Source organism: Friedmanniella luteola (genome assembly GCF_900105065.1).
Lineage (GTDB): Bacteria > Actinomycetota > Actinomycetes > Propionibacteriales > Propionibacteriaceae > Microlunatus > Microlunatus luteolus.
Genome location: NZ_LT629749.1, coordinates 1,349,369 through 1,370,851, shown reverse-complemented (window position 1 = coordinate 1,370,851; position 21,483 = coordinate 1,349,369). Strand labels below are relative to the sequence as shown.

Genomic DNA, 21,483 nt, shown 5'->3' with positions numbered 1-21,483 from the left:
CATGTTTAGGCAGTGACGCTCAGCAGGTAGCGTTATGGGGTCTATTGATGCCAAACTGTGCCTTAACTCAGCCCAATCTCGACCGCAGTCTGTAACAAACTTGTTACCTGTCTCTGGATCGGGCGGCCGGCCGGCCTCAGGACGTTCTCCAGTCGATCCGTACATGCTCCGGCCGCAAGACAGTGACACCGCGGCCTGGCGGGTACAGCGTGATCGTCATCAGCTGTTCGATCACCGATCGCCTCCCGGCGACGTCGAGCGAGTCCCACACCTCGCCCACCTCGGTCGCGGTGAGGAGGTTCCGAAGATCGGCGCTCGGGCCGCTCCCAGTCGCCGCGATCCGCTTTTCAACCTCCTCCAGGCGGCCACGAAGACGGTCGGTGCCCTTCCGCAGCTGACTCAAGGTGAGCGCGCCGTCTGCGTAGCCCTCGCTGAGCCCGTCAAGGCGCTGCCGAAGCTCCTCGGCCTCCCGTAGCAGCTCCGCGGCGCCGACGCCCGCCGCACGGGCCGCGAAGATCCTGCCAGCGTCTGGGCGGCCCAAGCGCTCAACCACCACAGCGCTGATCAGCTCGTCGATCGGTGCTCGCCGCCGCACGACGTGCGAGCCCACGCTGCACCGGTACACGCCGCGCCCCGTGGCGCCGCCGCCAGCGTGCACGGTCGCTCCGCAAGTGCCGCACAGGGCAAGTCCACTGAGCATCCGCTGATCACCTCGCGTGGGCGTGCGACTCGGGTTCCGCATCATTGCCTGGGCGGCGTGCCAGGTGTCTGCGTCGACCAGGGCGGGCCACTGAGCCACGCCCAGCACCTCGCCGCGCCGCGATGAGAGCCCGGCGTAGCGCGGCTTCCTGAGGCAGCGCGACACGACCGATCCTGTCCAGCGCGATGTGCTGCCATCGCGGGAGCCCTGCGGCGGCAACATGCCAGCCTCGTTCCACCGGTAAGCGATCTGGCGAAGGCTGATTCCATCGAGGAGGCTTGTGTAGGCGTCTCGGACGCACTTCGCCTCAGCTTCGCGGACGGTCATGCCGTCCGCCTCGTAGCCGAAGGGCCGGCGGCCACCAACCCACCGGCCCTGCTCGGCGGCCTGGAGTGCGGCTCGGGCCTGTCGATCAGACTTCACCTCGATCTCCGAACGGGCCACAGCGGCAAGCAAGTCAGCCGTCAAGCGCCCTGCCGGCGTTGCCATGTCCAGATCCGAACCCCGGACGAGGGCGATCGTCGCTCCGTGGCGCTGACAAGCCTCGATGAGACGCACCGTGTCTCGACGGTTCCTCGTAAGCCGGTCAAGGGCCCAGGCGATCACAACCTGAGCTCTGCCCGACTCGATCGCTTCCAGTACCAACTCGAACCCGGCGCGCGGCCGGCGGCCAGCGGCAGAGGTGTCGTTGTCCACGACAGTGTCCAGCACCTCCCATCCGCGCTGCTGGGCAAGGGCCCGAGCGTCCGCTTCTTGCCGAGCGACCCCAAGACCTTCGCCGTCGCGGTCCTTGCTGATTCGGGCGTAGATGATGCTCTGCACATGTGCTACTTTACAGCCCACGCTACCCGCAGCACCTTGTCCACGCCCCGCGGGCTCAGCCGCCCCCGGCTCACCGCGTTCTCGACCACCTGCAGGCCCTCCGGCAGCGGCAGCTGCCGCCGCAGGAACGGCCCCGACACCTCACCGTTGGTCTGCCAGCCCGTCCCCCGCAGCCGCCGCTCCTGCCGCTCCCGCGCCTGCCGGACCCGCTCGCCGACCACCGCCGAGGACTCGGTCCGCTGCAGTGCTGCCGCCAGGTAGGCCCTGCGGAGGGGCAGGAACAGGCACGAGATGTCGATCCGGTCCTTGATCGGCCCGGAGATCCGCTCGGCGTAGCGCCGCACCGCCTGCGGGGGGCACGAGCAGTGCGCCCCCGGGGTCGCCGCCTGCCCGCACGGGCAGGGGTTCGACGCCATCACCAGCTGGAACCGGGCCGGGTAGCGGGCCTGCACCTCGCTGCGGCCGAGCGTCACCGTCCCCGACTCCAGGGGCGTCCGGAGGGCGTCGATCACCCGCGTCGGGAACTCCGGCGCCTCGTCGAGGAACAAGATGCCGCGGTGGGCGCAGGAGATGGCGCCCGGCTTGGCCATCCGCGTCCCGCCGCCGACGATGCTGGCGACCGACGCGGAGTGGTGCGGGTCGCTGTAGGGCGGCCGGGTGATCAGGCCGTCGGCCAGGTTGAACCCGGCCAGCGAGTGCACGGCGGACACCTCCAGCGCCTCGGGCAGCGTCAGGTCGGGCAGCAGACCCGGGATCCGCTCCGCGACCATCGTCTTGCCCACCCCGGGCGGCCCCGAGAACATCAGGTGGTGGCGCCCGGCGGCCGCCACCTCGACCGCCCACTTCGCCTCGACCTGCCCGACCACGTCGGCGAGGTCCAGCGGCCGCGCCCGCGGGTCGGCCGGTGCCTCGCCCAGCACCTCGACCGGTTCGGCCTCGGGCACGGGCTCGCCGCGCAGCAGCGCGACCAGCTGGGCGAGCGACCCGACGCCCAGCACGTCCACCCCGTCGACCAGCGCCGCCTCCCCGGCCTGCCGCACGGGCACGACCACCCGGGTGAAGCCGGCCTGGGCGGCCGCCAGCACCGCCGGGAGGATCCCCCGCACCGGTCGTACCCGGCCGTCGAGGCCCAGCTCGCCCAGCAGGACCGTGCCCGCGAGCTCGTGCCGCGGGATCACCTCGGCCGCGGCCAGCACCGCCGCGACGATGGCCAGGTCGTAGTGGCTGCCCGTCTTGGGAAGCGTCGCGGGGCTCAGGTTGATGGTCAGCAACGACGCCGGCCAGGTGTGCCCGGTGTTGCCGACCGCCGCCTTGCACCGGTCACGGGCCTCGGACAGGGCGGTGTCGGCCAGACCCACCAGCACCGTCCTCGGCAGCCCGGCGCCGATGTCGGCCTCCACCTCCACGATCCTGCCCTCGAGCCCCACCAGGGCGACGCTCCACGCGCACGCCTGCATCAGCCCGCCGCCCGTCCACCGCACCGCGGGCCCAGGACCCGCCCGTGCGTCCTGCCCTGCCCACCACCGGTCATGACCACCTCCGAGGGGGACCATCAGGACGACGGCGCCCACCCGACGTCCGCCGACCGGGTCTGTGGACGCCGCGGGCGGAGCACCTGTGGACGGCGGCCCTGACCCGGCGGCCGGACCCGCCGTCGTGGCCCCGCAGCCGGCTGGGCGGCCCTACGGTAGATCCGGGCGCCGACCAGAGCCGGACCTCATCGTTTCGAGGGGAACCATGACCGCACAGCAGCACCGGACGGCCGACGAGCGGAGCGGGCGCCGATGAGCGGCGGACCCCGCACCGGGGCCGAGCGTCGGCGCGACACCGAGCACCGGCTGGACCACGACGTCGACCTGTGGGTGGGCAGCGCCTCGGCCGACGGCGCGCCGTACCTGGTGCCGCTGTCCTTCGACTGGGACGGCGAGGCCGTCCTGCTCTCGACCCCGCTCACCAGCCCCACCGGCCGCAACCTGGCGGCCACGGGCGTCGTCCGCCTCGCCCTCGGCCTCACCCGCGACGTGACGCTGGTCGACGGCGCGGTGGAGGTGCTGGCCCTGGACGCGCTCGGGTCCGACCAGGGCGACCGGTTCGCGGCCCGCACCGGCTTCGACCCGCGGACGTCGGGGCCCACCTACCGGTGGTTCCGCGTCCGACCCCGCCGGATCCAGGCCTGGCGGGAGGTCGACGAGTTGGCCGGCCGCGAGCTGATGCGTGACGGCCGGTGGCTGGTCTAGGGCCGGGGCCTGACGGCGGGCCCGAACCCGGCCAGGATGGACCCGCCGGACCGATCTGGCGACGTCGACGAGCGCGGACCCTGCGCGCCCCTCTGGAGGAGACACGATGACCACGACCGCGAGGCCGACGGACGGGCCGCTGGCCGAGCAGCACGTCGCCGACCGCCACGACCTGATCCGCGTGCACGGCGCCCGCGAGAACAACCTCAAGGACATCAGCCTCGAGATCCCGAAGCGGCGGCTGACCGTGTTCACCGGGGTCTCCGGCTCCGGGAAGAGCTCGCTGGTGTTCAGCACGATCGCCGCCGAGTCGCAGCGGATGATCAACGAGACCTACAGCGCCTTCGTGCAGGGCTTCATGCCCTCCATGGCCCGGCCCGACGTCGACCTCCTGGACGGGCTGACCACCGCGATCATCGTCGACCAGGAGCGGATGGGCGCCAACCCCCGCTCGACGGTCGGCACCGCCACCGACGCCAGCGCGCTGCTCCGCATCCTGTACAGCCGGCTGGGTCAGCCGCACATCGGCTCGCCGCAGGCGTTCTCCTTCAACGTCGCCTCGATCAGCGGCGCGGGCGCGGTGACGCTCGAGAAGGGTGGGCAGACGGTCAAGGAACGCCGCGAGTTCAGCATCACCGGTGGCATGTGCCCGCGCTGCGAGGGCATGGGGAAGGTCACCGACTTCGACCTGGCCGAGCTCTACGACGACAGCTTGTCGCTGAACGAGGGCGCACTGACCGTGCCCGGGTACAGCATGGACGGCTGGTTCGGCCGGATCTTCAGCGGTGCGGGCTTCGACATGGACAAGCCCATCCGAGACTTCACGCCGGCCGAGCTGCGCGACCTGCTGCACAAGGAACCGACCAAGATCAAGGTCGAGGGCATCAACCTCACCTTCGAGGGGCTGATCCCCAAGCTGCAGAAGACGGTGCTCGCCAAGGACCGGGAGGCGATGCAGCCCCACATCCGGGCCTTCGTCGACCGCGCCGTCACCTTCACCGCCTGCCCGGAGTGCGGCGGCACCCGGCTCAACGCGGGCGCCCGCTCGTCCAAGATCGCCGGGCTCAGCATCGCCGACGTGTCGGCGATGCAGATCAACGACCTGGCCGGCTGGGTGCGCGGGCTCGACGAGCCGTCGGTGGCCCCGCTGCTCACCTCGCTGAGCGAGATCCTCGACTCCTTCGTCGAGATCGGCCTCGGCTACCTGAGCCTGGACCGGCCGGCGGGGACGCTCTCGGGCGGGGAGTCCCAGCGCACCCGGATGATCCGGCACCTCGGCTCCGCCCTGACCGACGTCACCTACGTCTTCGACGAGCCGACCATCGGCCTCCACCCGCACGACATCCAGCGGATGAACGACCTGCTGCTGCGGCTCCGCGACAAGGGCAACACCGTGCTGGTGGTGGAGCACAAGCCGGAGACGATCGCCATCGCGGACCGGGTCGTCGACCTCGGTCCCGGCGCCGGCACCGCGGGCGGCACCGTCTGCTTCGAGGGCACCGTCGAAGGCCTGCGGAGCAGCGGCACCCTCACCGGCCGTCACCTGGACGACCGGGCCCAGCTCAAGGAGGCGGTGCGGCAGCCCAGCGGCGCCCTGGAGATCCGGGGAGCCCGGCAGAACAACCTGCGCGGGGTGGACGTCGACGTCCCGACCGGCGTGCTCACGGTGGTGACCGGGGTCGCCGGTTCGGGCAAGAGCTCCCTCATCCACGGCAACCTCGCCCGGCGTGAGGGCGTGGTCGTCGTCGACCAGGGCGCCATCAAGGGTTCGCGCCGCTCGAACCCGGCCACCTACACCGGTCTGCTCGAGCCGATCCGCAAGGCGTTCGCCAAGGCCAACGGCGTGAAACCGGCCCTCTTCAGCGCGAACTCCGAGGGCGCCTGCCCCACCTGCAACGGCGCCGGGGTGGTCTACACCGAGCTGGGGGTGATGGAGACGGTCGCCACCACCTGCGAGGAGTGCGAGGGCAAGCGGTACCAGGCGGCGGTGCTGGAGTACAGGTTGGGCGGGAAGGACATCAGCCAGGTCCTCGCGATGCCGGTCAGCGAGGCGGAGCAGTTCTTCGGGTCCGGCGACGCCCGGACCCCGGCGGCGCACGAGATCCTGCGCCGGATGGCTGACGTGGGGCTCGGCTACCTGACCCTCGGCCAGCCGCTGACCACGCTGTCCGGCGGTGAGCGGCAGCGGCTCAAGCTGGCCACCCAGATGGCCGGCAAGGGCAGCACCTACGTCCTGGACGAGCCCACCACCGGCCTCCACCTCGCCGACGTCGAGCAGCTGCTGGGCCTGCTCGACCGGCTGGTCGACGCCGGCCGGTCGGTCGTCGTCATCGAGCACCACCAGGCGGTGATGGCCCACGCCGACTGGATCATCGACCTCGGCCCCGGAGCCGGCCACGACGGCGGCCTCGTCGTCTTCGAGGGCACCCCGGCGGCGCTGGTCGCCGCCCGCTCGACGCTGACCGGTGAGCACCTCGCCGCCTACGTCGGCGGCTGAGGAGCGGCCGGGGGGCGGCGCCGCGGTGACGGCCCTGCGGCCGCTCCCCGCCCTCGTCGCCGTGCTGACCCTGGCCACCCTGGAGCTGGTCCGGTGCAGCGGCCCCCTGCTGGACACGACCTTCGTCCGCGGCGGGGCGCCGGCGGCGGCCCTCGCCGCCGGTCTGACCTACGTCGCGCCGGCGCCCCTGACCGCCCTGCTGCTGGCCGGGACCCGCCGGGTCGCCCGGCCGTGGACGGCGGCGCTGCTCGGCGGCGCCGTGCTGCTGGCCCTGTTCCGGCTGGTCGTCCAGCAACTCGCCGGCGACGCCCGCGTCGTCGTCGGGCTGCTGGCCGTCGCGGTCGCGGTGACCGTGCTGACGCTGGCCGTCGCGGAGCTGTCCGACGGCGACGGCGGCGGCCGGGCGGCGGCCGCGGCCGTCCTGGCCGGTGCGAGCGGCTCGGTGGGTCTCCAGCTCACCCTGGGCACCTGGGACGCTCCCTGGCGGTCGACCCCCGCCGGCTGGGCGGTGGCCGTCGCCGTCGCCCTCGCCGTCGTCCTGCTGGCCGTGCTCGCGCGGCGCGAACCGGTCGCAGCACCTCCGCGGAAGACGCCGGGCCTCTGGGCCCTGGGCCCCGTGCTCAGCCTCGGCGTCCTGGTGCTGGCCAACCCCGCGTCCGCGGCGGCCCAGTCCGGTCTGCCGCTGGCCGTCACCGGACCGCTGCTCGGCGCCGGCCTGCTGCTCGCGGCGGTGCTCGCCGGGCGGCGGCCCCGCCAGCCGGCCGGCCCGCGACGGACCGTCGCCGTCGCGGCGGTGGCCCTGCCGGTGGCCACCGCGGTGGCGCTGCAGGTGTCGGGGGCGACCGCCGCCGGGGTCGCGCTGGTGCTCACCGCCCTGCTGTCGGCCCAGCTGACCGCGGCGCTGCTGCTGGGGCGCGCCTGGTCCTCGCCCGGCACCGACGAACCGGCCTCCTCGCGGCCGGTCCGGACGTCGGCCGCCACCGCAGCAGCCGCCGGTGTCGTCGGGCTGACCACCATCGGCCCGGTGCTGGTCTTCCAGCTCGACTACGACGTCCCGCTCGGGGTCCCGAACGTGCTGGTGCTGGTGCTGACCGCGGCCGCGCTGGCCGTCGCGGGACTGGGCCCGGCGGGCGGCGCGGACCGCCGACCGGGACCCACCGCTCGGCCCCGGCCCGACCGTGCCGTGCTGCTCGGCAGCGCCGTCCTGCTCCTCCTCGGGGCGGTTACCGCCGTCGCGCAGGCGCGGCCCGACGGGCCGGCGGCGGACGGGCGGTACACCGGCCGGGTCCTCACCTGGAACCTCCACTACGGCGTGAGCCCGGAGGGCGCGGTGGACCTCGAGGCCGTCGCCCGCGTGATCGAGGCGGAGGACCCGGACGTCGTGCTGCTGCAGGAGGTGTCCCGCGGGTGGGTCCAGGGCGGGGGCGTCGACATGGCCAGCTGGCTGTCCCAGCGGCTCGACCGGTCCTTCGCCTTCGCCCCCGCGGCCGACGGCCGCTTCGGCAACGTCGTCCTGGCCCGCGGGACGCTCGGCGACGTCCGCGTCCAGCCCCTGCCCTACGGCGCCGGCCCGCAGCGCCGCTCCGCACTCACGGCCGTCACCCGTCTGGGGGCTCGGCCGACCACGGTGACCTCGATCCACCTGCAGCACCGCGCGGGGAACACCCCGACCCGCGTCGCCCAGCTGCAGGCCTTCCTCGCCCCGCCGCGTCCCGGGGCCCAGGTCGTCGGCGGCGACCTCAACGCCACCCCCGGCTCGGCGGAGGTGCGGCTGCTGACGGCCGCCGGCTACGTCAGCGCGGTCGACGCGGTCGGCGACCCGGCCACGCTGACCGACCCCAGCACGGGCCCGACCCGGCGGATCGACTGGGTGCTCGGGCGCGGCGTGGCCTTCGCGGACGCGGAGGTGCTGACCGGCGTCCAGCTGTCCGACCACCTCCCGCTGGTGGTCGCCGTCCGCCCCTGACGCGCTAGGCCAGGCTGCGGACCGCCACGGCGCTGTGCACGGCGAGCAGCCGCTCCTGCTGCCGGTCGGCGCGCTCGACCAGGGCCGGGAGGTCCAGCTCGGCGCCGTCGGCGGCCCGCGTCGCGAGCAGCGCCCGCCACCCGGCCCCCTTGAGCGTCAGCGCGGTCAGCACCCCCTGCACCTCCACCAGGTCGCTGAGGGGCGCCCGGCGCACCAGGTGCCCGTTCGGCTTGAGCCGGCCCGCCCGCTCACCCAGCCGCAGGGCCGTCCCCAGCACGGGGGCCGGGCTGACGTCGAGGTGCCGCATCAGCCGGCGCAGCGAGGTCAGGTCCTCCTCCGCCTCCAGCGCGAGCGAGGCCAGCTCATCACCCCACGGCCGGCGCCGCTGGTTCCGGGCCGCGCGCCGGACCAGGTCGAGCCCGGCCCGGGCTGCGGCCTCGTGGTTGCGCAGGAAGATGCTCAGCTGACTCGACACGTCGGCCAGGTACCCAGCCGGCCGACCCCCTACCCTCCGCGCGCGCCCCTCCTCAGCCGACCGCCCGGACGTGCCGGACCGTCGGCTCGCGGCCCCGGACCAGCAGCACGCCGACCGCGTCCAGCCGGACGGTCGCCGCCGTCACCTCGTGGACCCGCATCCACTCCGCCGCCAACGAGCGCAGCCGGCGCAGCTTGGCCCAGGTGATGGCCTCCAGCGGGTCGCCGAACCCGAGGCCGGACCGGCACTTCACCTCGCAGAACACCACCGTCGTCCGACCGTCCACCGTCTCGGTCGCCACCACGTCGATCTCGCCGTGCCGACAGCGCCAGTTGCGTTCCAGCACCTCCATCCCCTGACGGCGGAGCTCGGCCACCGCCAGCTCCTCACCCCGGGCCCCCAACGCCTGCCGTGCGTTCTGCACCATCGCCCACCTCCCGGGGTGAGCATCAGGACGGCGGACCGGTCCCGCCGCCCACGCCGTCAGGCTGTGGACGGCGGCAGCTGCTGGGCTGTGGACGGGACCGCCCGCCAGGTGCGGGGCGAGAAGTCCCCGGCCATCATCTGCTCCGCCCGCAGCAGCTGCACCCGCCACGGCGTCAACCGCAGCGGGTGGAACAGCGGGTGGGCGATCCGCTCGGGTTCGTAGGCGGCCAGGTCACCCCAACCGAGCGGCGGAGGGGTGTCCCGGAACAGGTCCCAGACGTACTGCTTCGTGTCGTCGTCCTCGACCCAGCGGGCCTCGCAGTCGACGGTCACCGTGTTGTGCGCCGGGCTCCAGTACGAGCAGCAGACGAAGGGGTTGGCGGCCAGGTGCCGCGTCTTGACCGGCGAGCGGTCGGTGACGGCCCACCCGCGAGGCCGTCCGTCGACGACCTCGAAGACCGGGTGCATGATCCGGGACCGGGGCCGGCCGGCCCCGTCCACGGTCGTCACCGTGCAGTAGACGACGTCGGCGGTGATCGCCAGGAAGTCCTCCGCGAGCGCCTCGAACGGATCGGTCACCGGCGCTCCTCGGGGCCGTCAGCCGGCCGTCCACCACCGCCGGTGCTGCCCGCCACGCTAGCGACTCGTCAGCGGCCGAGCAGCCGGTCCGTGGCTTCGTCCGGCTGCCCGCCGAAGTAGCGGTCGAGGACCGCGGCGAACACGGGCTCGTCCGGCGCGGCGCGCAGGAAGAGGGTCGCCGACGAGCGCAGCTTGACCGCGTCGACCGGACCGAGGACGTCGACGGCGCTCCCCCGCTCGAGCCCGGCGACCACGCCGGACACCTCCAGCAGCCGTGGGCCGAGCACGGGGTGCGCGAGGTAGTCCCGGGCCTCGGCCAGCGAGCCGAGCGCGTAGTGCTGGGCGGTGCTGCTGCGCCCGAGACCCGCCAGCTGGGGGAACACGAACCACATCCAGTGGCTGACCTTGCGGCCGCGGCGCAGCTCGGCCAGCGCCCGGGTGTAGGTGCCCCCCGCGTCCTGCGCCTGCACGAAGCGCACCAGCCCTTCCTGTCCCACCGTCCGAGCCTAGGCCCGCGGGGCGGCGGTCGGAGCGGAGGCCCCGTCGACAGGCTCAGGGCGCCGGGCCCGGGAGGGCCGGCCGTTCGACGGGTTCAGGGCACGGGATCGGGAGGGGCCCTTCGACAGGCTCAGGGCGCGAGGACGGGCTCAGGGCGCGAGGACGGGCTCAGGGCGCGAGGACAGGCTCAGGGGACGTTCTTGGGGACCTGCAGGTCGCTGTGCGTGATCTCCTCGATGGAGACGTCGCGGAAGGTCAGGACCTTCGCGCTCTTCACGAAACGGGCGGGGCGGTACATGTCCCAGACCCAGGCGTCGGCCATCGAGACCTCGTAGTAGACGTCGCCACCCTCGGTCCGGACCTTGAGGTCGACGGCGTTGCAGAGGTAGAAGCGCCGCTCGGTCTCCACCGCGTAGGTGAAGATCCCCACCACGTCCTTGTACTCGCGGTAGAGCTGGAGCTCGAGCTCGCTCTCGTACTGCTCGAGGTCCTCAGCGCTCACGAGACGGCCCGTTCGGCGTCGAGGAGGGCGGCGGCGGGGCGGGAGCGGGGCAGGTCGGACATCGTATCGACTCTAGTGGTTCGGGCCACGTTGTCGAAGCGCATCCGGTGCGTGGCCGACGGGCCGTGGAGGTCCAGCCGCTCCTGGTGCAGGGGTGTGCAGTAGCCCTTGTGCACGGCGAACGCGTACTGCGGGTGGACGGCGTCGAGCTCGGTCATGATGCGGTCCCGTGTCACCTTGGCGATGATCGACGCGGCGGCGACGCAGGCCGCGACCCGGTCGCCCTTCCAGACGGCGAGGCCGGGCACCCCGAGCCCGTCGACGGGGAACCCGTCGGTCAGCACGTAGGTGGGGGCGACGTCCAACCGCAGCAGCGCCCGCCGCAGCGCCGTGATGTCGGCGACGTGCATGCCGAGCCGGTCGCACTCCCCCGGCTCCACCGCGACGACCGACCAGGCGAGCGCCTTGGCGGTGATCTCGTCGTACAGCCGCTCCCGCGTCCGGGCGGTCAGCAGCTTGGAGTCGGCCAGGCCCTTGATCTGGCGGTGCCGGGCGTCGGACAGGATGACCGCGCCGGCCACCAGCGGTCCCGCGCACGCGCCGCGCCCCGCCTCGTCCGCCCCGGCGACCGGGCCGAGCCCCACCCGGACCAGGGCGCGCTCGTACCCGTACAGGCCGCTGTCGCGGCGCACCTTGACCGTCGGCACCTCGCCGTGGTCGGGCACCGTCCCGTGCTCCCCCGGACCGGCCATCAGCAGCTGACCCCGGCGGGCTCGATCACCGCGCGGTCGGGCGCCGGCTCGGTCGGCGCCGGCACGTCGGCGAAGGTGGCCGGGGTGCGCAGCCGTTCGGCGCGGTCGAAGGGCGCGGCGATGGCGAACGCCGGCCCGACGACGAGGTCCTCGGGCACGAAGGCGATGCCGCCCCGCGGCAGGTCGGGCCAGACGTCGGAGAGGTGGCAGCGGGAGTCGGCGCTGAGGTCGCGGTGGTCGCCCATCACGAAGATCCGGTCCTTCGGCACGACCACCTCGAACTGGACGTCGGAGGGCGTCACCTGGTCACCGCCCGGGTTGACGTAGAGGTAGCTGGTCTCGTCCAGGGGCTGGCCGTTGACCGACAGCCGACCGTCGTCGTCGCAGCAGACCACGCGGTCGCCGGGCATCCCGATCACGCGCTTGATCAGGTGGCCGGGGGTGCTGGCCGTCGGGACGCCGACGAACTCCAGGACGCGGTCGAACGGGCCGGGCTCGGCGACGGGCTCCTCGTCCAGCCAGCCGCCCGGGTCCTCGAACACCACGACGTCGCCGCGGTGGAAGTCGGTGATCTTCTGCACGACGACCCGGTCGCCGATCAGCAGCGTGCTCTCCATGGACTGCGACGGGATGATGAACATCTGCCCGACGAAGGCGCGGAGCAGGGAGGAGACGATCAGCGCGCCGACGACGACGAAGACCAACTCCTTCACGAAGGATCCGACCTGCTGGCCGGCGCTGCGGCGCGGGCGGGAGTCACCGCCCGCCGCAGTGCTGCTGCGGGCGTTCTGGTCAGTGGTCAACTGCTCGCCTCGGGTCCGGCGTCGATCGCGGCTTGCGCGGGTGCCGCGGTCGCGGCGGGAACAGCGTCCACCGTAGCCCGGATCCCGGGCCGACGCGCGTGACTCACCGGCCGGCAGGACCGACCGCGAGCGGAGACGCGACGACCACGGCGCCCGCGGCGGCACCCCGGACGCGCCAGACCGGGAGAACCGGTCGGACGCCGCCGGGGTGCCCGCCGTGGGAGCACCGTGGTCGAGGCAGGAACCGTGGCCCGGTGGCTCGGGAGCCCACCGGGCGGACGGACGCGGGTCGCTCAGCGAGCCTCGCGCTTCTCCTTGATCTTGGCGGCCTTGCCGCGCAGGTCGCGCAGGTAGTACAGCTTGGCGCGACGGACGTCGCCGCGGCGGTCGACCTCGACGTGGTCGATGATCGGGCTGTGCAGCGGGAAGGTGCGCTCCACGCCGACGCCGAAGCTGACCTTGCGGACGGTGAACGCCTCGCGCACGCCGTCACCGGCGATCGAGATGACCACGCCGGCGAAGACCTGGAGCCGGGAGCGGTTGCCCTCGGTGACCTTCACGTGCACCTTGACGGAGTCGCCGGGGCGGAAGGTGGGGATGTCGGTGCGCAGGGACGCCTGGTCCAGTGCGTCGATCAGCTTGCTCATGGGTGTTTCCTCGCCGGTGCCACAGGTCACCACGTCGGTGGGTTCGATGGTCCCCGGCCGCGGACGATCCCCCTGTGGCAGGAGCCGCGCATCCAGAGGACAACAGCGAGTCAGTCTGCCACAGCGGCGCCCAGCCCGGAAATCGTCGGGGTACCGGGTCGCCCCTCGACCCGCCGACCCCCGACCGCGCGGCGGACGCAACCGGACCGCCCCGGCCCGCGTAGACGGGTCAGGACGACGGCGTCCGACGTTCCCCGGCCGGGAGCGTGCAGACCGAGCAGCGGAGGACGTGATGGAGCCGACGACGGAGGTGGCGGACCACCCCCCGGGGCCGCCAGGATGGGCCGGCCCGGTCGACCACCGGCTCACGACGGGGAGGACCGGGATGGACGAGGAGGCCTTCGACGCCTTCTACGCGGCGTCGTTCGGTCGCCTCGTCGGCCAGATCTACGCGATGTGCGGCAGCGTGACCGAGGCCCAGGACTGCGTGCAGGAGGCGTTCATCCGGGCCTGGGACCGGCGCCGCACGCTCGACGTCGACCAGGCCCCCGAGGCCTGGGTGCGGACCGTCGCCTACCGGCTGGCCGTCAGCCGCTGGCGACGCGCCCGGAAGGCCCTGCTGCCCGCGGACCGGGCGCACGCACCCCGGACCCCCGTGGAGCCCGACGTCACCCGCGTGGCGCTGGCCCGGGCCCTGCAGGCCCTGCCAGCCGACCAGCGGCGGGCGATCGTGCTGCACCACCTGGCCGACCTCCCCGTGGCCGCGGTCGCCGCGGAGGTCGGGGCACCGGTCGGCACGGTGAAGGCCCGGCTGTCCCGAGGGCGCGCCGCCCTGGCCGTCCTGCTGGCCGACGAGACCCTCGAGGAGGGACGGCGATGACCGGACACGACCTGGACCAGCTGCTGCGGGGCCTCAGCGCCGATGCGGAGCACGGAGCCACCCCCCTCGACCCGGTGCGGGTCCGCCGGCTGGGGGCCCGCCGACGCCACCGGCGGCACGCCGCCACGGCTGCTGCGGCCGCCGTGGTCGTGGCGCTGGCGGGCGGAGGCCTGCTCACCCAGCTGCCCGGCCGCGACGACACCGCGCCGCCGCCGGTGGCGTCGGCGGTCCCGTCGCGGCCGGCCGCCTCACCGGCGCCGGACGCGCCGTCCACGGTGCCGCCGACCCCGGCCCGGACGGTCGGCACCGCCACCCTGCTGCGCGCGGCGGACGTCCCCACCCGCGGCGGCCCCGCGCTGGAGATCGCCCCGACCGGCACGGGCCGGGTCCCCGACGAGCTCTCGGCCTGCATCCCCGACGGACTGGCTCCGCTCCGGGCGAGCGGGCAGGCCGCTCGCGACTTCCGCCACCCGGGGCAGGAGCAGCCCGCGGTGCAGACGCTCGCCCTGCAGTTCGCCGACCCCGGGGCGGCCCAGCGGGCCGAGCGGGTCGTCCGAGGGTGGGTCGACGACTGCGCCGCGACTCTGGAGGACCACGGGAACACCCTGCTGGACGCCCCCGGCGACCCCGTCCGGGTCGAGGTGACGACACCGGCGGGGACCTCCGGGGAGTTCGCCGTCGTGCCGGTCTACACCCAGCAGGGCGGGGAGAGCAGTCAGGAGGGCTTCTTCGAGAGCCTCGGCGTGACCCGCGTGGACGACCGGCTGATGCTCACCGTCGAGGTGGTGGTCGGGATGGACGACAACGTCAGCCTCCAGCCGGGCGGCGACCCGGCGGGCGGGCAGCCGGAGCACCCGCAGTTCGGTCTGGTGCGCGCGGCGGCCGAGCGGCTGGCCGGCTGAGCGCGAGGGCGGCCTCCCAAGGACGACGACGGCCACCGACCCGGGAGGGTCGGTGGCCGTCGGTCCTCCGACCGGCTCAGGACGCGGAGCGCGGGCTCGGGTCGTCGAGGTCAGCTGTTCGGGTGGGTGATCGCCCCGTACAGGTCCCGGTTGAGCCGGGAGATCGTCTCGAAGGGGATCTCCTTCGGGCAGACCGCGGTGCACTCACCGATGTTGGTGCAGCCGCCGAAGCCCTCGGCGTCGTGCTGCGCGACCATCCCGAGCACCCGCGAGTGCCGCTCGGGCTGCCCCTGCGGCAGCAGGCCCAGGTGCGTCACCTTCGCCGCGGTGTACAGCATGGCCGAGCCGTTGGGGCACGCCGCCACGCAGGCGCCGCAGCCGATGCAGGCGGCGGCCTCGAAGGCGTGGTCGGAGTTGGCCTTGGGGATGGGCGAGGCGTGGGCGTCCGGCGCGGTCCCGGTCGGCGCGGAGATGTAGCCGCCGGCCTGGATGATCCGGTCGAACGCGCCGCGGTCGACCATCAGGTCCTTGACCACGGGGAAGGCGTCGGCCCGCCACGGCTCCACGTCGATCGTGGCGCCGTCGGCGAACGAGCGCATGTGCAGCTGGCAGGTGGTCGTCTGCTGCGGGCCGTGGGCCACGCCGTCGATGACCACGCCGCACTGGCCGCAGATGCCCTCGCGGCAGTCGTGGTCGAACGCGATCGGGTCGTCGCCCTCCAGGGTCAGCCGCTCGTTGAGCACGTCCATCATCTCCAGGAAGGACATGTGCTCCGAGACGCCGGGCACCTCGTAGGCCACCATCCGGCCCTCGGACCGGGCGTCGGCCTGGCGCCAGACCCGGACCGTGATGGTCATCAGACGGGTGCCGCCGGCCCCGGAGGCCTGGACCTCCCCCGCCACGTTCTTGTCTCCAGCCGTGATCGTCATGTCTTCTCCCTCGCGCGCGCTGCGCACCTCATGTCTCGGTCTTGCCCGGTCGAGCGGTGGCGGAGCAGCACTACTTGTAGCTCCGCTGCTTCATCTCGACGTACTCGTACACCAGGGGCTCCTTGTGCAGGACGGGCTTGGCCCCCTCGCCGGCGAACTCCCAGGCGCTGACGTAGGCGTACTCGTCGTCGTGCCGCAGCGCCTCGCCGTCCTCGGTCTGGGACTCCGCGCGGAAGTGCCCCCCGCAGGATTCGCGCCGGGCCAGCGCATCGATGCACATCAGCTCGCCCAGCTCGAGGAAGTCCGCGACCCGGCCGGCCCGCTCGAGGGCCTGGTTCACCTCGTCGCCCGTGCCCAGCACCAGGACGTCGGACCAGAACTCGGCCCGCAGCTCCCGGATCCGGGTGATGGCCTTGCGCAGGCCCTCCTCGGAGCGCTCCATGCCGCAGTTGTCCCACATGATGTGGCCGAGCTCGCGGTGGAAGGAGTCGACGGTGCGGGTGCCCTTGACGGCCAGCAGCTTCTCGACCCGGCTGCGGACCGCCTCGACCGCCTCGACCGCGGCCGGGTGCGACTCGTCCACCTTGGCGAACGGGCCGGCGGCCAGGTAGTCGTTGATCGTGTTCGGCAGCACGAAGTAGCCGTCGGCCAGGCCCTGCATCAGGGCGCTGGCTCCGAGCCGGTTGGCCCCGTGGTCGGAGAAGTTCGCCTCGCCGGTCACGAACAGGCCGGGGATCGTCGACTGCAGGTCGTAGTCGACCCACAGCCCGCCCATCGTGTAGTGCACCGCGGGGTAGATCCGCATCGGCGTCTCGTACGGGTTCTCGCCCGTGATCTGGGCGTACATGTCGAAGAGGTTCCCGTACTTGGCCTCGACGGACTTGCGGCCCAGCCGCTCGATCGCGTCGGCGAAGTCCAGGTACACGCCGAGCCCGCCGGGGCCGACACCACGGCCCTCGTCGCAGACGTTCTTGGCGGCCCGGGAGGCGATGTCGCGCGGGACCAGGTTGCCGAAGGCCGGGTAGATGCGCTCCAGGTAGTAGTCGCGCTCGGCCTCGGGGATCTCGCGCGGGTCGCGCTTGTCCTCACCGCTCTTCGGCACCCAGATGCGGCCGTCGTTGCGGAGCGACTCGCTCATCAGCGTCAGCTTCGACTGGTAGTCACCGGACACCGGGATGCAGGTGGGGTGGATCTGGGTGAAGCACGGGTTGGCGAACAGGGCGCCCTTGCGGTGGGCGCGCCAGGTGGCGGTGACGTTGCAGCCCATCGCGTTCGTGGACAGGAAGAAGACGTTGCTGTAGCCGCCGGTGGCGAGCACGACGGCGTCGGCGAAGTGCGTCTCCAGCTCGCCGGTCACCATGTCCCGGACGACGACCCCGCGCGCCTTGCCGTCGACGACGACGACCTCGAGCATCTCGTGGCGGGTGTGCATCTCCACGGTCCCGGCGGCGATCTGGCGCTCCAGCGCCTGGTACGCGCCGAGCAGCAGTTGCTGCCCCGTCTGGCCGCGGGCGTAGAACGTCCGGGAGACCTGGACGCCGCCGAAGGAGCGGTTGTCGAGCAGGCCGCCGTACTCGCGGGCGAACGGCACGCCCTGCGCGACGCACTGGTCGATGATCTGCACGCTGGTCTGCGCGAGCCGGTAGACGTTGGACTCCCGCGAGCGGAAGTCGCCGCCCTTCACCGTGTCGTAGAACAGCCGGTAGACCGAGTCGCCGTCGTTCCGGTAGTTCTTGGCCGCGTTGATGCCGCCCTGGGCCGCGATCGAGTGGGCCCGCCGGGGGCTGTCCTGGTAGCAGAAGCTCGTGACCTGGTAGCCGGCCTCGCCCAGCGTCGCCGCCGCCGCGCCACCGGCGAGGCCGGTGCCCACGATGATGACGCTCAGCTTGCGGCGGTTGGCGGGGTTCACGAGCTTGGCGCTGAACTTGCGCTCGTCCCAGCGCTGGTCGATGGGCACCTGCGGCGCCTTGGTGTCGGCGATGTCGTCGCCCACCACGTAGATGGCGTCCGCGTCGACGGAGTTGAGGAGGTCACCGACCGCGCTGCGGGCGGCGCCGACGAGACGCTCGGCCAGGCCGGGCTCCTCGGGCGTCGTCGGGCGCGTGGTGGGGACGTCGTTCGTGCGGTCGTTGCTCATCGATCAGCTCACCAGCCCCAGGAGAATGCTGTACGGAGGAAGGAGGAAGCCGACGGTGACGACACCGGCGACCACGTAGGCCAGGACGTTCAGCCGGTGCCGCATCGCGGCGGAGGTGTTGAGGCCCAGCGTCGTGAGGGCGCTCCAGGTGCCGTGCCGCAGGTGGAAGCCCACCGCGACCATGGCGAGGGTGTAGGCCACCACGACCCACCAGACGCCGAAGCCGTTGACGACGCGCTGGTAGGGGCTGTCGCTCGCCCCGCCCGGGTGGATGGTGTTCCAGGTGAAGTGCAGCAGGTGGAAGATCACGAACAGCGCGATCACGATGCCGCCCCACCGCAGGGTGAAGGAGGAGTAGGTCCGCTGGACCCCGGTCCGGCCCTTCGTCGACTGGTAGCGCTTGGCGCCGCCGCCCCCGCGGGCGTGGCGGGCGCGGGCCCACAGCTTGAAGGCGGCCCAGCCGTGACCGAACACCGCCGCGAGGAGCACGACGCGGATGATCCACAGCAGCCCGGTGTGGGGCAGGATCGGCTCGCCGAGGGTGCGGAGGTGGTGCGCGTAGTCGTCGAAGGCCTGCTGACCCGCGAAGACCTTGAGGTTGCCGTACATGTGGGCCAGCAGGTAGCCGATCAGGATCAGCCCGCTGACCGCCATCAGCGCCTTGAGCGCGACCGTCGTCCGGACGGCGCGCTGCGTCGGCGACAGGGTTGTCGTTGCCACGGTCCCAACCCTAGGACTCCGCACAGAAAACTCACGCATAGGACCATCGGCCGCACTGGTGTTCTTCACCACGTCGCGGACCGCATCCGTCCGGCGCGGACGCCGGCAGCGTGGGGACCGACGAGGTGGCTACACCTCGCCGGTCACCACCGTCCCGCCGCCTGTCGGGGCCCAGGGCTTCTCCAGGTCGAGCACGTCGACCCCGGGGTGCGAGCGCCGGCCGACGACGCGGTAGCCGCGCCGCCGGTAGAAGGCCACGTTGGCGTCGCTGTGCACGCCGGTCACCAGGGCGATCCGGCGGGTGCTGGGCGGTGCCATCGCCTCGACCCGCTCCAGCAGGGCGCTGCCCACGCCGGCCCGCTGCAGGTCGGGGGCCACCATCAGCCGGCCGACGTACCAGACGTCGTCCCCGCGGACCTCGCCCCGCACCGAGCCGACGAGCCGGCCGGCCCGGCGCGCGACCAGCACGAGGCCGTCGGCGAGGGAGGCCCGGAGCTCCGCGAGCGTCTCGGCCAGCGGCGGGATGTCGAAGGTGCCGTGCCGGCGCCCCTCGGCCAGGTAGGCGGCCTGCTGCAGGGTCCAGAGCTCGCCGGCGTCGGCCTCGACGGCCCGCGCCACCACCAGCGGGTCGTACTCGGACGGCAGCAGGTCCGGGCGGCGCTGCCGGGTGCGCTCGACGGCCTGCTCGCGGCGCCAGGCGGCGATCTGGCCGTGGTGGCCGGAGAACAGCACGGGGGGCACGTCCAGGCCGCGCCAGCTCGGCGGCTTGGTGTAGACGGGGTACTCGAGGAGGCCGTCGTGGCCGGCCGCGTGCGACTCCTCCGTCAGCGACGCCGGGTTGCCGATGACGCCCGGCAGCAGCCGGACGACGGCCTCGGTGATGGCCAGCGCCGCGGCCTCGCCGCCGTTCAGCACGTAGTCGCCCAGGCTGACCTCCAGCACCCGCAGGCGGCTGCGCGCGTGCTCGACCACCCGGGCGTCGATGCCCTCGTAGCGGCCGCAGGCGACGACGAGGTGCCGCTCCCCCGCCAGCTCGGCGGCGAGGGCCTGGTCGAAGCGCCGGCCCGACGGGGTCATGACCAGCAGCACCGGGTCGCCCGCGGTGCCGGGCGGGACGAGGGCGTCGAGCGCCTCCCCCCACGGGTCGGGCTTCATGACCATCCCGGCGCCCCCGCCGTAGGGGGTGTCGTCGACGGTGCGGTGCCGGTCGTGCGTCCACTGCCGCAGGTCGTGCACGGCCAGCTCGACGATCCCGGTGCGGACGGCCTTGCCGACCAGCGAGAGCTCCAGCGGGGCGAGGTACTCGGGGAAGATCGAGACGATGTCGAGACGCATCAGGCCCGGTCGTCCCCCGGCCGGTCCGCGTCCTCCCCGGCGGGGTCGTCCTCGTCGGCGTCATCGGCCTCGGGGTCGTCCTCGTCGCGGTCGGTGAGCAGGCCGGGGACGTCGGCCAGGTGCAGCTCGCCCGCCGCCAGGTCGACGCGTGGCACCACGGCGGCCACGAAGGGCACCAGCCGGGTGCCGTCGTCGGTCGCCAGCTCGAGGGTGTCCTGCAGCGGCAGGTGCAGGACGTCGCTGACGGTGCCCACCCGAGCGCCGTCGGCGGACCGGACGACCATGCCGATCAGCTGGCGGTCGTAGAACTCGTCGTCGTCCTCGGGGCGCTCGGCCGGGTCGACGTCGGTGACGAGGACGGTGCTGCGGGCGGCCTCGGCCGCCGTGCGGTCGGGCAGCTGGTCGAAGTGCACGAGCAGCCGGCCTGAGTGGTCGCGGGAGCTGGTGACGGTGAAGGTGCGCCGGCCGTCCTCGGACCGCAGGACCGCGCCGACGGCGAAACGGCGCTCGGGCTCGTCGGTGCGGACCTCGATGGTCACGTCACCGCGGATCCCGTGGGCGCGGCCGATTATACCGACCACCACCTCGACGGTCTCAGCCATCCTGATCTCCTCAGCAGTGTGCGGGGGGTGGACCCGTGGGAACACCGACGCCCCGGCCCCGCGGACGGGGTCGGGGCGTGCGGTGGTCTTCGGGACCGGGTCAGCGACGGCGGGAGCCGCCACCGCCGGTGCTGCCGGTGCGGCGCGGGCCCTTGTCCACGTCGACGAAGTCGACCCGGACCTGGTCACGCCCGGCGAGCGCCGCGACGACCGTGCGGAGCGCGGTCGCCGTGCGGCCGTTGCGACCGATCACCTTGCCGATGTCCTCGGGGTTCACCCGCACCTCGAGCATCCGCCCGCGACGCAGGTCCTTGTCCTTCACCACGACGTCGCCGGGGTTGGTGACGATGCCGCGGACGAGGTGCTCGAGCGCATCGGCCAGCACGTCAGGCCTCGGGGGTCTCGGTGGCGGGGGTCTCGGCGGCGGCCGCACCCGCGTCGGCGGCGTCAGCGGCCTCCGCGGGGGTGCCCTCGACGGTGCCGCGGCCGCGCCGGGTGGAGATGGCGGCGGTCTGCGGCTCGCTGCCGGCCTCGGCCAGCGCGGCGTTGAAGATCTCGGTCTTGTTGGGCTTCTCCCGCTGCGGCTCGACGCCCGAGGGCGAGGTGTCGCCGGAGTAGCTCTGCCAGTCGCCGGTCCGCTTGAGCAGCGCGACGACGGCCTCGGTCGGCTGCGCGCCGACACGGAGCCAGTACTGGGCCCGCTCGGAGTTGACCTCGATGACCGACGGGTCGTTCTTGGGGTGGTACTTGCCGATCTCCTCGATCGCCCGACCGTCCCGCTTGGTCCGGGAGTCGGCGACGACGATGCGGTAGTGCGGCGACCGGATCTTGCCCAGGCGCTTCAGACGAATCTTGACAGCCACGAGTGTGGTTTCTCCTGTGTGAGCTGTGGTCGGCGGGGCCGAACCACGAGATGGGTGAGACCGTGGCGCGCGGTGGGGAAAACACTCGGCGACGATCTCGGGTGAACCCGGGCCGTGCGGACGGTGAGAGGGCGCCCACGACACAGATGCGGCCCACATCATGCCAGAGCCACGGCCGGGAAGCGAACCCGGAGGGTGGCCCCGCTCCACG

Annotated in this window: 22 protein-coding genes; 5 read left to right on the top strand and 17 right to left on the bottom strand. The window is 73.4% G+C overall.

Features of this window, described 5'->3' with window-relative positions; genetic code table 11:
• Positions 1-136: 136 nt before the first annotated feature.
• Together BLT72_RS06480 and BLT72_RS06475 are read right to left on the bottom strand one after the other, a co-directional pair.
• Complete coding sequence (locus tag BLT72_RS06480) at positions 137-1,522, bottom strand: recombinase family protein (protein WP_172826031.1); 1,386 nt, start codon at positions 1,520-1,522, stop codon at positions 137-139.
• 5 nt (positions 1,523-1,527) lie between these two features.
• On the bottom strand, positions 1,528-2,979 hold the full coding sequence (locus BLT72_RS06475; protein ID WP_091416879.1) for a YifB family Mg chelatase-like AAA ATPase: 1,452 nt from the start codon (positions 2,977-2,979) through the stop codon (positions 1,528-1,530).
• Between the two features lie 327 nt (positions 2,980-3,306).
• Here BLT72_RS06475 and BLT72_RS06470 point away from each other — a divergent pair, with 327 nt between their 5' ends.
• The 3 genes from BLT72_RS06470 (at position 3,307) to BLT72_RS06460 (ending at position 8,222) form a co-directional block, all read left to right on the top strand.
• On the top strand, positions 3,307-3,759 hold the full coding sequence (locus tag BLT72_RS06470; RefSeq protein WP_091411256.1) for a pyridoxamine 5'-phosphate oxidase family protein: 453 nt from the start codon (positions 3,307-3,309) through the stop codon (positions 3,757-3,759).
• A gap of 106 nt (positions 3,760-3,865) precedes the next feature.
• The gene (locus BLT72_RS06465) at positions 3,866-6,256 is read left to right on the top strand and encodes an ATP-binding cassette domain-containing protein (RefSeq protein ID WP_091411254.1); all 2,391 of its coding nucleotides are present in this window, start codon (positions 3,866-3,868) and stop codon (positions 6,254-6,256) included.
• Positions 6,225-8,222 carry an endonuclease/exonuclease/phosphatase family protein gene (locus BLT72_RS06460; RefSeq protein WP_157720320.1) on the top strand — a complete coding sequence of 666 codons (1,998 nt, stop codon included), beginning with the start codon at positions 6,225-6,227 and terminating at the stop codon, positions 8,220-8,222. Before BLT72_RS06465 ends, BLT72_RS06460 begins: the two co-directional genes overlap by 32 nt.
• Positions 8,223-8,226: 4 nt before the next feature.
• Here the strand turns inward: BLT72_RS06460 and BLT72_RS06455 are convergent, their stop codons facing one another.
• The 8 genes from BLT72_RS06455 to rplS form a co-directional block, all read right to left on the bottom strand.
• Positions 8,227-8,697, bottom strand: a complete 471-nt coding sequence (locus tag BLT72_RS06455) for a hypothetical protein (protein ID WP_091411250.1) — start codon at positions 8,695-8,697, stop codon at positions 8,227-8,229.
• Positions 8,698-8,749: 52 nt separating this feature from the next.
• Positions 8,750-9,124 carry a YraN family protein gene (locus tag BLT72_RS06450; protein WP_091411248.1) on the bottom strand — a complete coding sequence of 125 codons (375 nt, stop codon included), beginning with the start codon at positions 9,122-9,124 and terminating at the stop codon, positions 8,750-8,752.
• 56 nt (positions 9,125-9,180) lie between these two features.
• Positions 9,181-9,702, bottom strand: a complete 522-nt coding sequence (locus BLT72_RS06445; RefSeq protein WP_091411246.1) for a pyridoxamine 5'-phosphate oxidase family protein — start codon at positions 9,700-9,702, stop codon at positions 9,181-9,183.
• Between the two features lie 68 nt (positions 9,703-9,770).
• Positions 9,771-10,199 carry a DUF1810 domain-containing protein gene (locus BLT72_RS06440; protein ID WP_091411244.1) on the bottom strand — a complete coding sequence of 143 codons (429 nt, stop codon included), beginning with the start codon at positions 10,197-10,199 and terminating at the stop codon, positions 9,771-9,773.
• A gap of 188 nt (positions 10,200-10,387) precedes the next feature.
• Positions 10,388-10,702 (bottom strand): DUF2469 domain-containing protein, encoded by a 315-nt coding sequence (locus BLT72_RS06435; RefSeq protein ID WP_091411242.1) that lies wholly within the window; start codon positions 10,700-10,702, stop codon positions 10,388-10,390.
• Positions 10,699-11,427 carry a ribonuclease HII gene (locus BLT72_RS06430; protein WP_231930383.1) on the bottom strand — a complete coding sequence of 243 codons (729 nt, stop codon included), beginning with the start codon at positions 11,425-11,427 and terminating at the stop codon, positions 10,699-10,701. Before BLT72_RS06430 ends, BLT72_RS06435 begins: the two co-directional genes overlap by 4 nt.
• 26 nt (positions 11,428-11,453) lie before the next feature.
• Positions 11,454-12,257 (bottom strand): signal peptidase I, encoded by an 804-nt coding sequence (gene lepB / locus BLT72_RS06425; protein ID WP_231930382.1) that lies wholly within the window; start codon positions 12,255-12,257, stop codon positions 11,454-11,456.
• Between the two features lie 293 nt (positions 12,258-12,550).
• Positions 12,551-12,904 carry a 50S ribosomal protein L19 gene (gene rplS / locus BLT72_RS06420; protein ID WP_091411238.1) on the bottom strand — a complete coding sequence of 118 codons (354 nt, stop codon included), beginning with the start codon at positions 12,902-12,904 and terminating at the stop codon, positions 12,551-12,553.
• Between the two features lie 292 nt (positions 12,905-13,196).
• On the opposite strand from rplS, the gene BLT72_RS06415 reads away from it, so the two are divergent.
• Both BLT72_RS06415 and BLT72_RS06410 read left to right on the top strand, forming a co-directional pair.
• Positions 13,197-13,784, top strand: coding sequence for a SigE family RNA polymerase sigma factor (locus BLT72_RS06415; RefSeq protein WP_231930381.1), 588 nt, complete (start codon positions 13,197-13,199; stop codon positions 13,782-13,784).
• Positions 13,781-14,686 carry a hypothetical protein gene (locus BLT72_RS06410; protein WP_091411233.1) on the top strand — a complete coding sequence of 302 codons (906 nt, stop codon included), beginning with the start codon at positions 13,781-13,783 and terminating at the stop codon, positions 14,684-14,686. The genes BLT72_RS06415 and BLT72_RS06410 overlap by 4 nt, the downstream gene beginning before the upstream one ends.
• Before the next feature lie 110 nt (positions 14,687-14,796).
• On the opposite strand, the gene BLT72_RS06405 is transcribed toward BLT72_RS06410, so the two are convergent.
• The 7 genes from BLT72_RS06405 to rpsP form a co-directional block, all read right to left on the bottom strand.
• Positions 14,797-15,543 (bottom strand): succinate dehydrogenase/fumarate reductase iron-sulfur subunit, encoded by a 747-nt coding sequence (locus BLT72_RS06405; protein ID WP_091416876.1) that lies wholly within the window; start codon positions 15,541-15,543, stop codon positions 14,797-14,799.
• Positions 15,544-15,685: 142 nt separating this feature from the next.
• A complete protein-coding gene (locus BLT72_RS06400; RefSeq protein ID WP_091411231.1) occupies positions 15,686-17,752 on the bottom strand; it encodes a fumarate reductase/succinate dehydrogenase flavoprotein subunit in 2,067 nt (688 codons plus the stop codon).
• 3 nt (positions 17,753-17,755) lie between these two features.
• A complete protein-coding gene (locus BLT72_RS06395) occupies positions 17,756-18,472 on the bottom strand; it encodes a succinate dehydrogenase cytochrome b subunit (protein ID WP_091411229.1) in 717 nt (238 codons plus the stop codon).
• A 129-nt stretch (positions 18,473-18,601) separates the two neighbouring features.
• A complete protein-coding gene (trmD, locus tag BLT72_RS06390; RefSeq protein WP_091411227.1) occupies positions 18,602-19,807 on the bottom strand; it encodes a tRNA (guanosine(37)-N1)-methyltransferase TrmD in 1,206 nt (401 codons plus the stop codon).
• A complete protein-coding gene (rimM, locus tag BLT72_RS06385; RefSeq protein WP_091411225.1) occupies positions 19,807-20,409 on the bottom strand; it encodes a ribosome maturation factor RimM in 603 nt (200 codons plus the stop codon). The genes trmD and rimM overlap by 1 nt, the downstream gene beginning before the upstream one ends.
• Positions 20,410-20,509: 100 nt before the next feature.
• Positions 20,510-20,794, bottom strand: a complete 285-nt coding sequence (locus BLT72_RS06380) for an RNA-binding protein (protein ID WP_091411223.1) — start codon at positions 20,792-20,794, stop codon at positions 20,510-20,512.
• Position 20,795: 1 nt separating this feature from the next.
• Positions 20,796-21,272 (bottom strand): 30S ribosomal protein S16, encoded by a 477-nt coding sequence (rpsP, locus tag BLT72_RS06375; RefSeq protein ID WP_091411221.1) that lies wholly within the window; start codon positions 21,270-21,272, stop codon positions 20,796-20,798.
• Between the last annotated feature and the right edge of the window lie 211 nt (positions 21,273-21,483).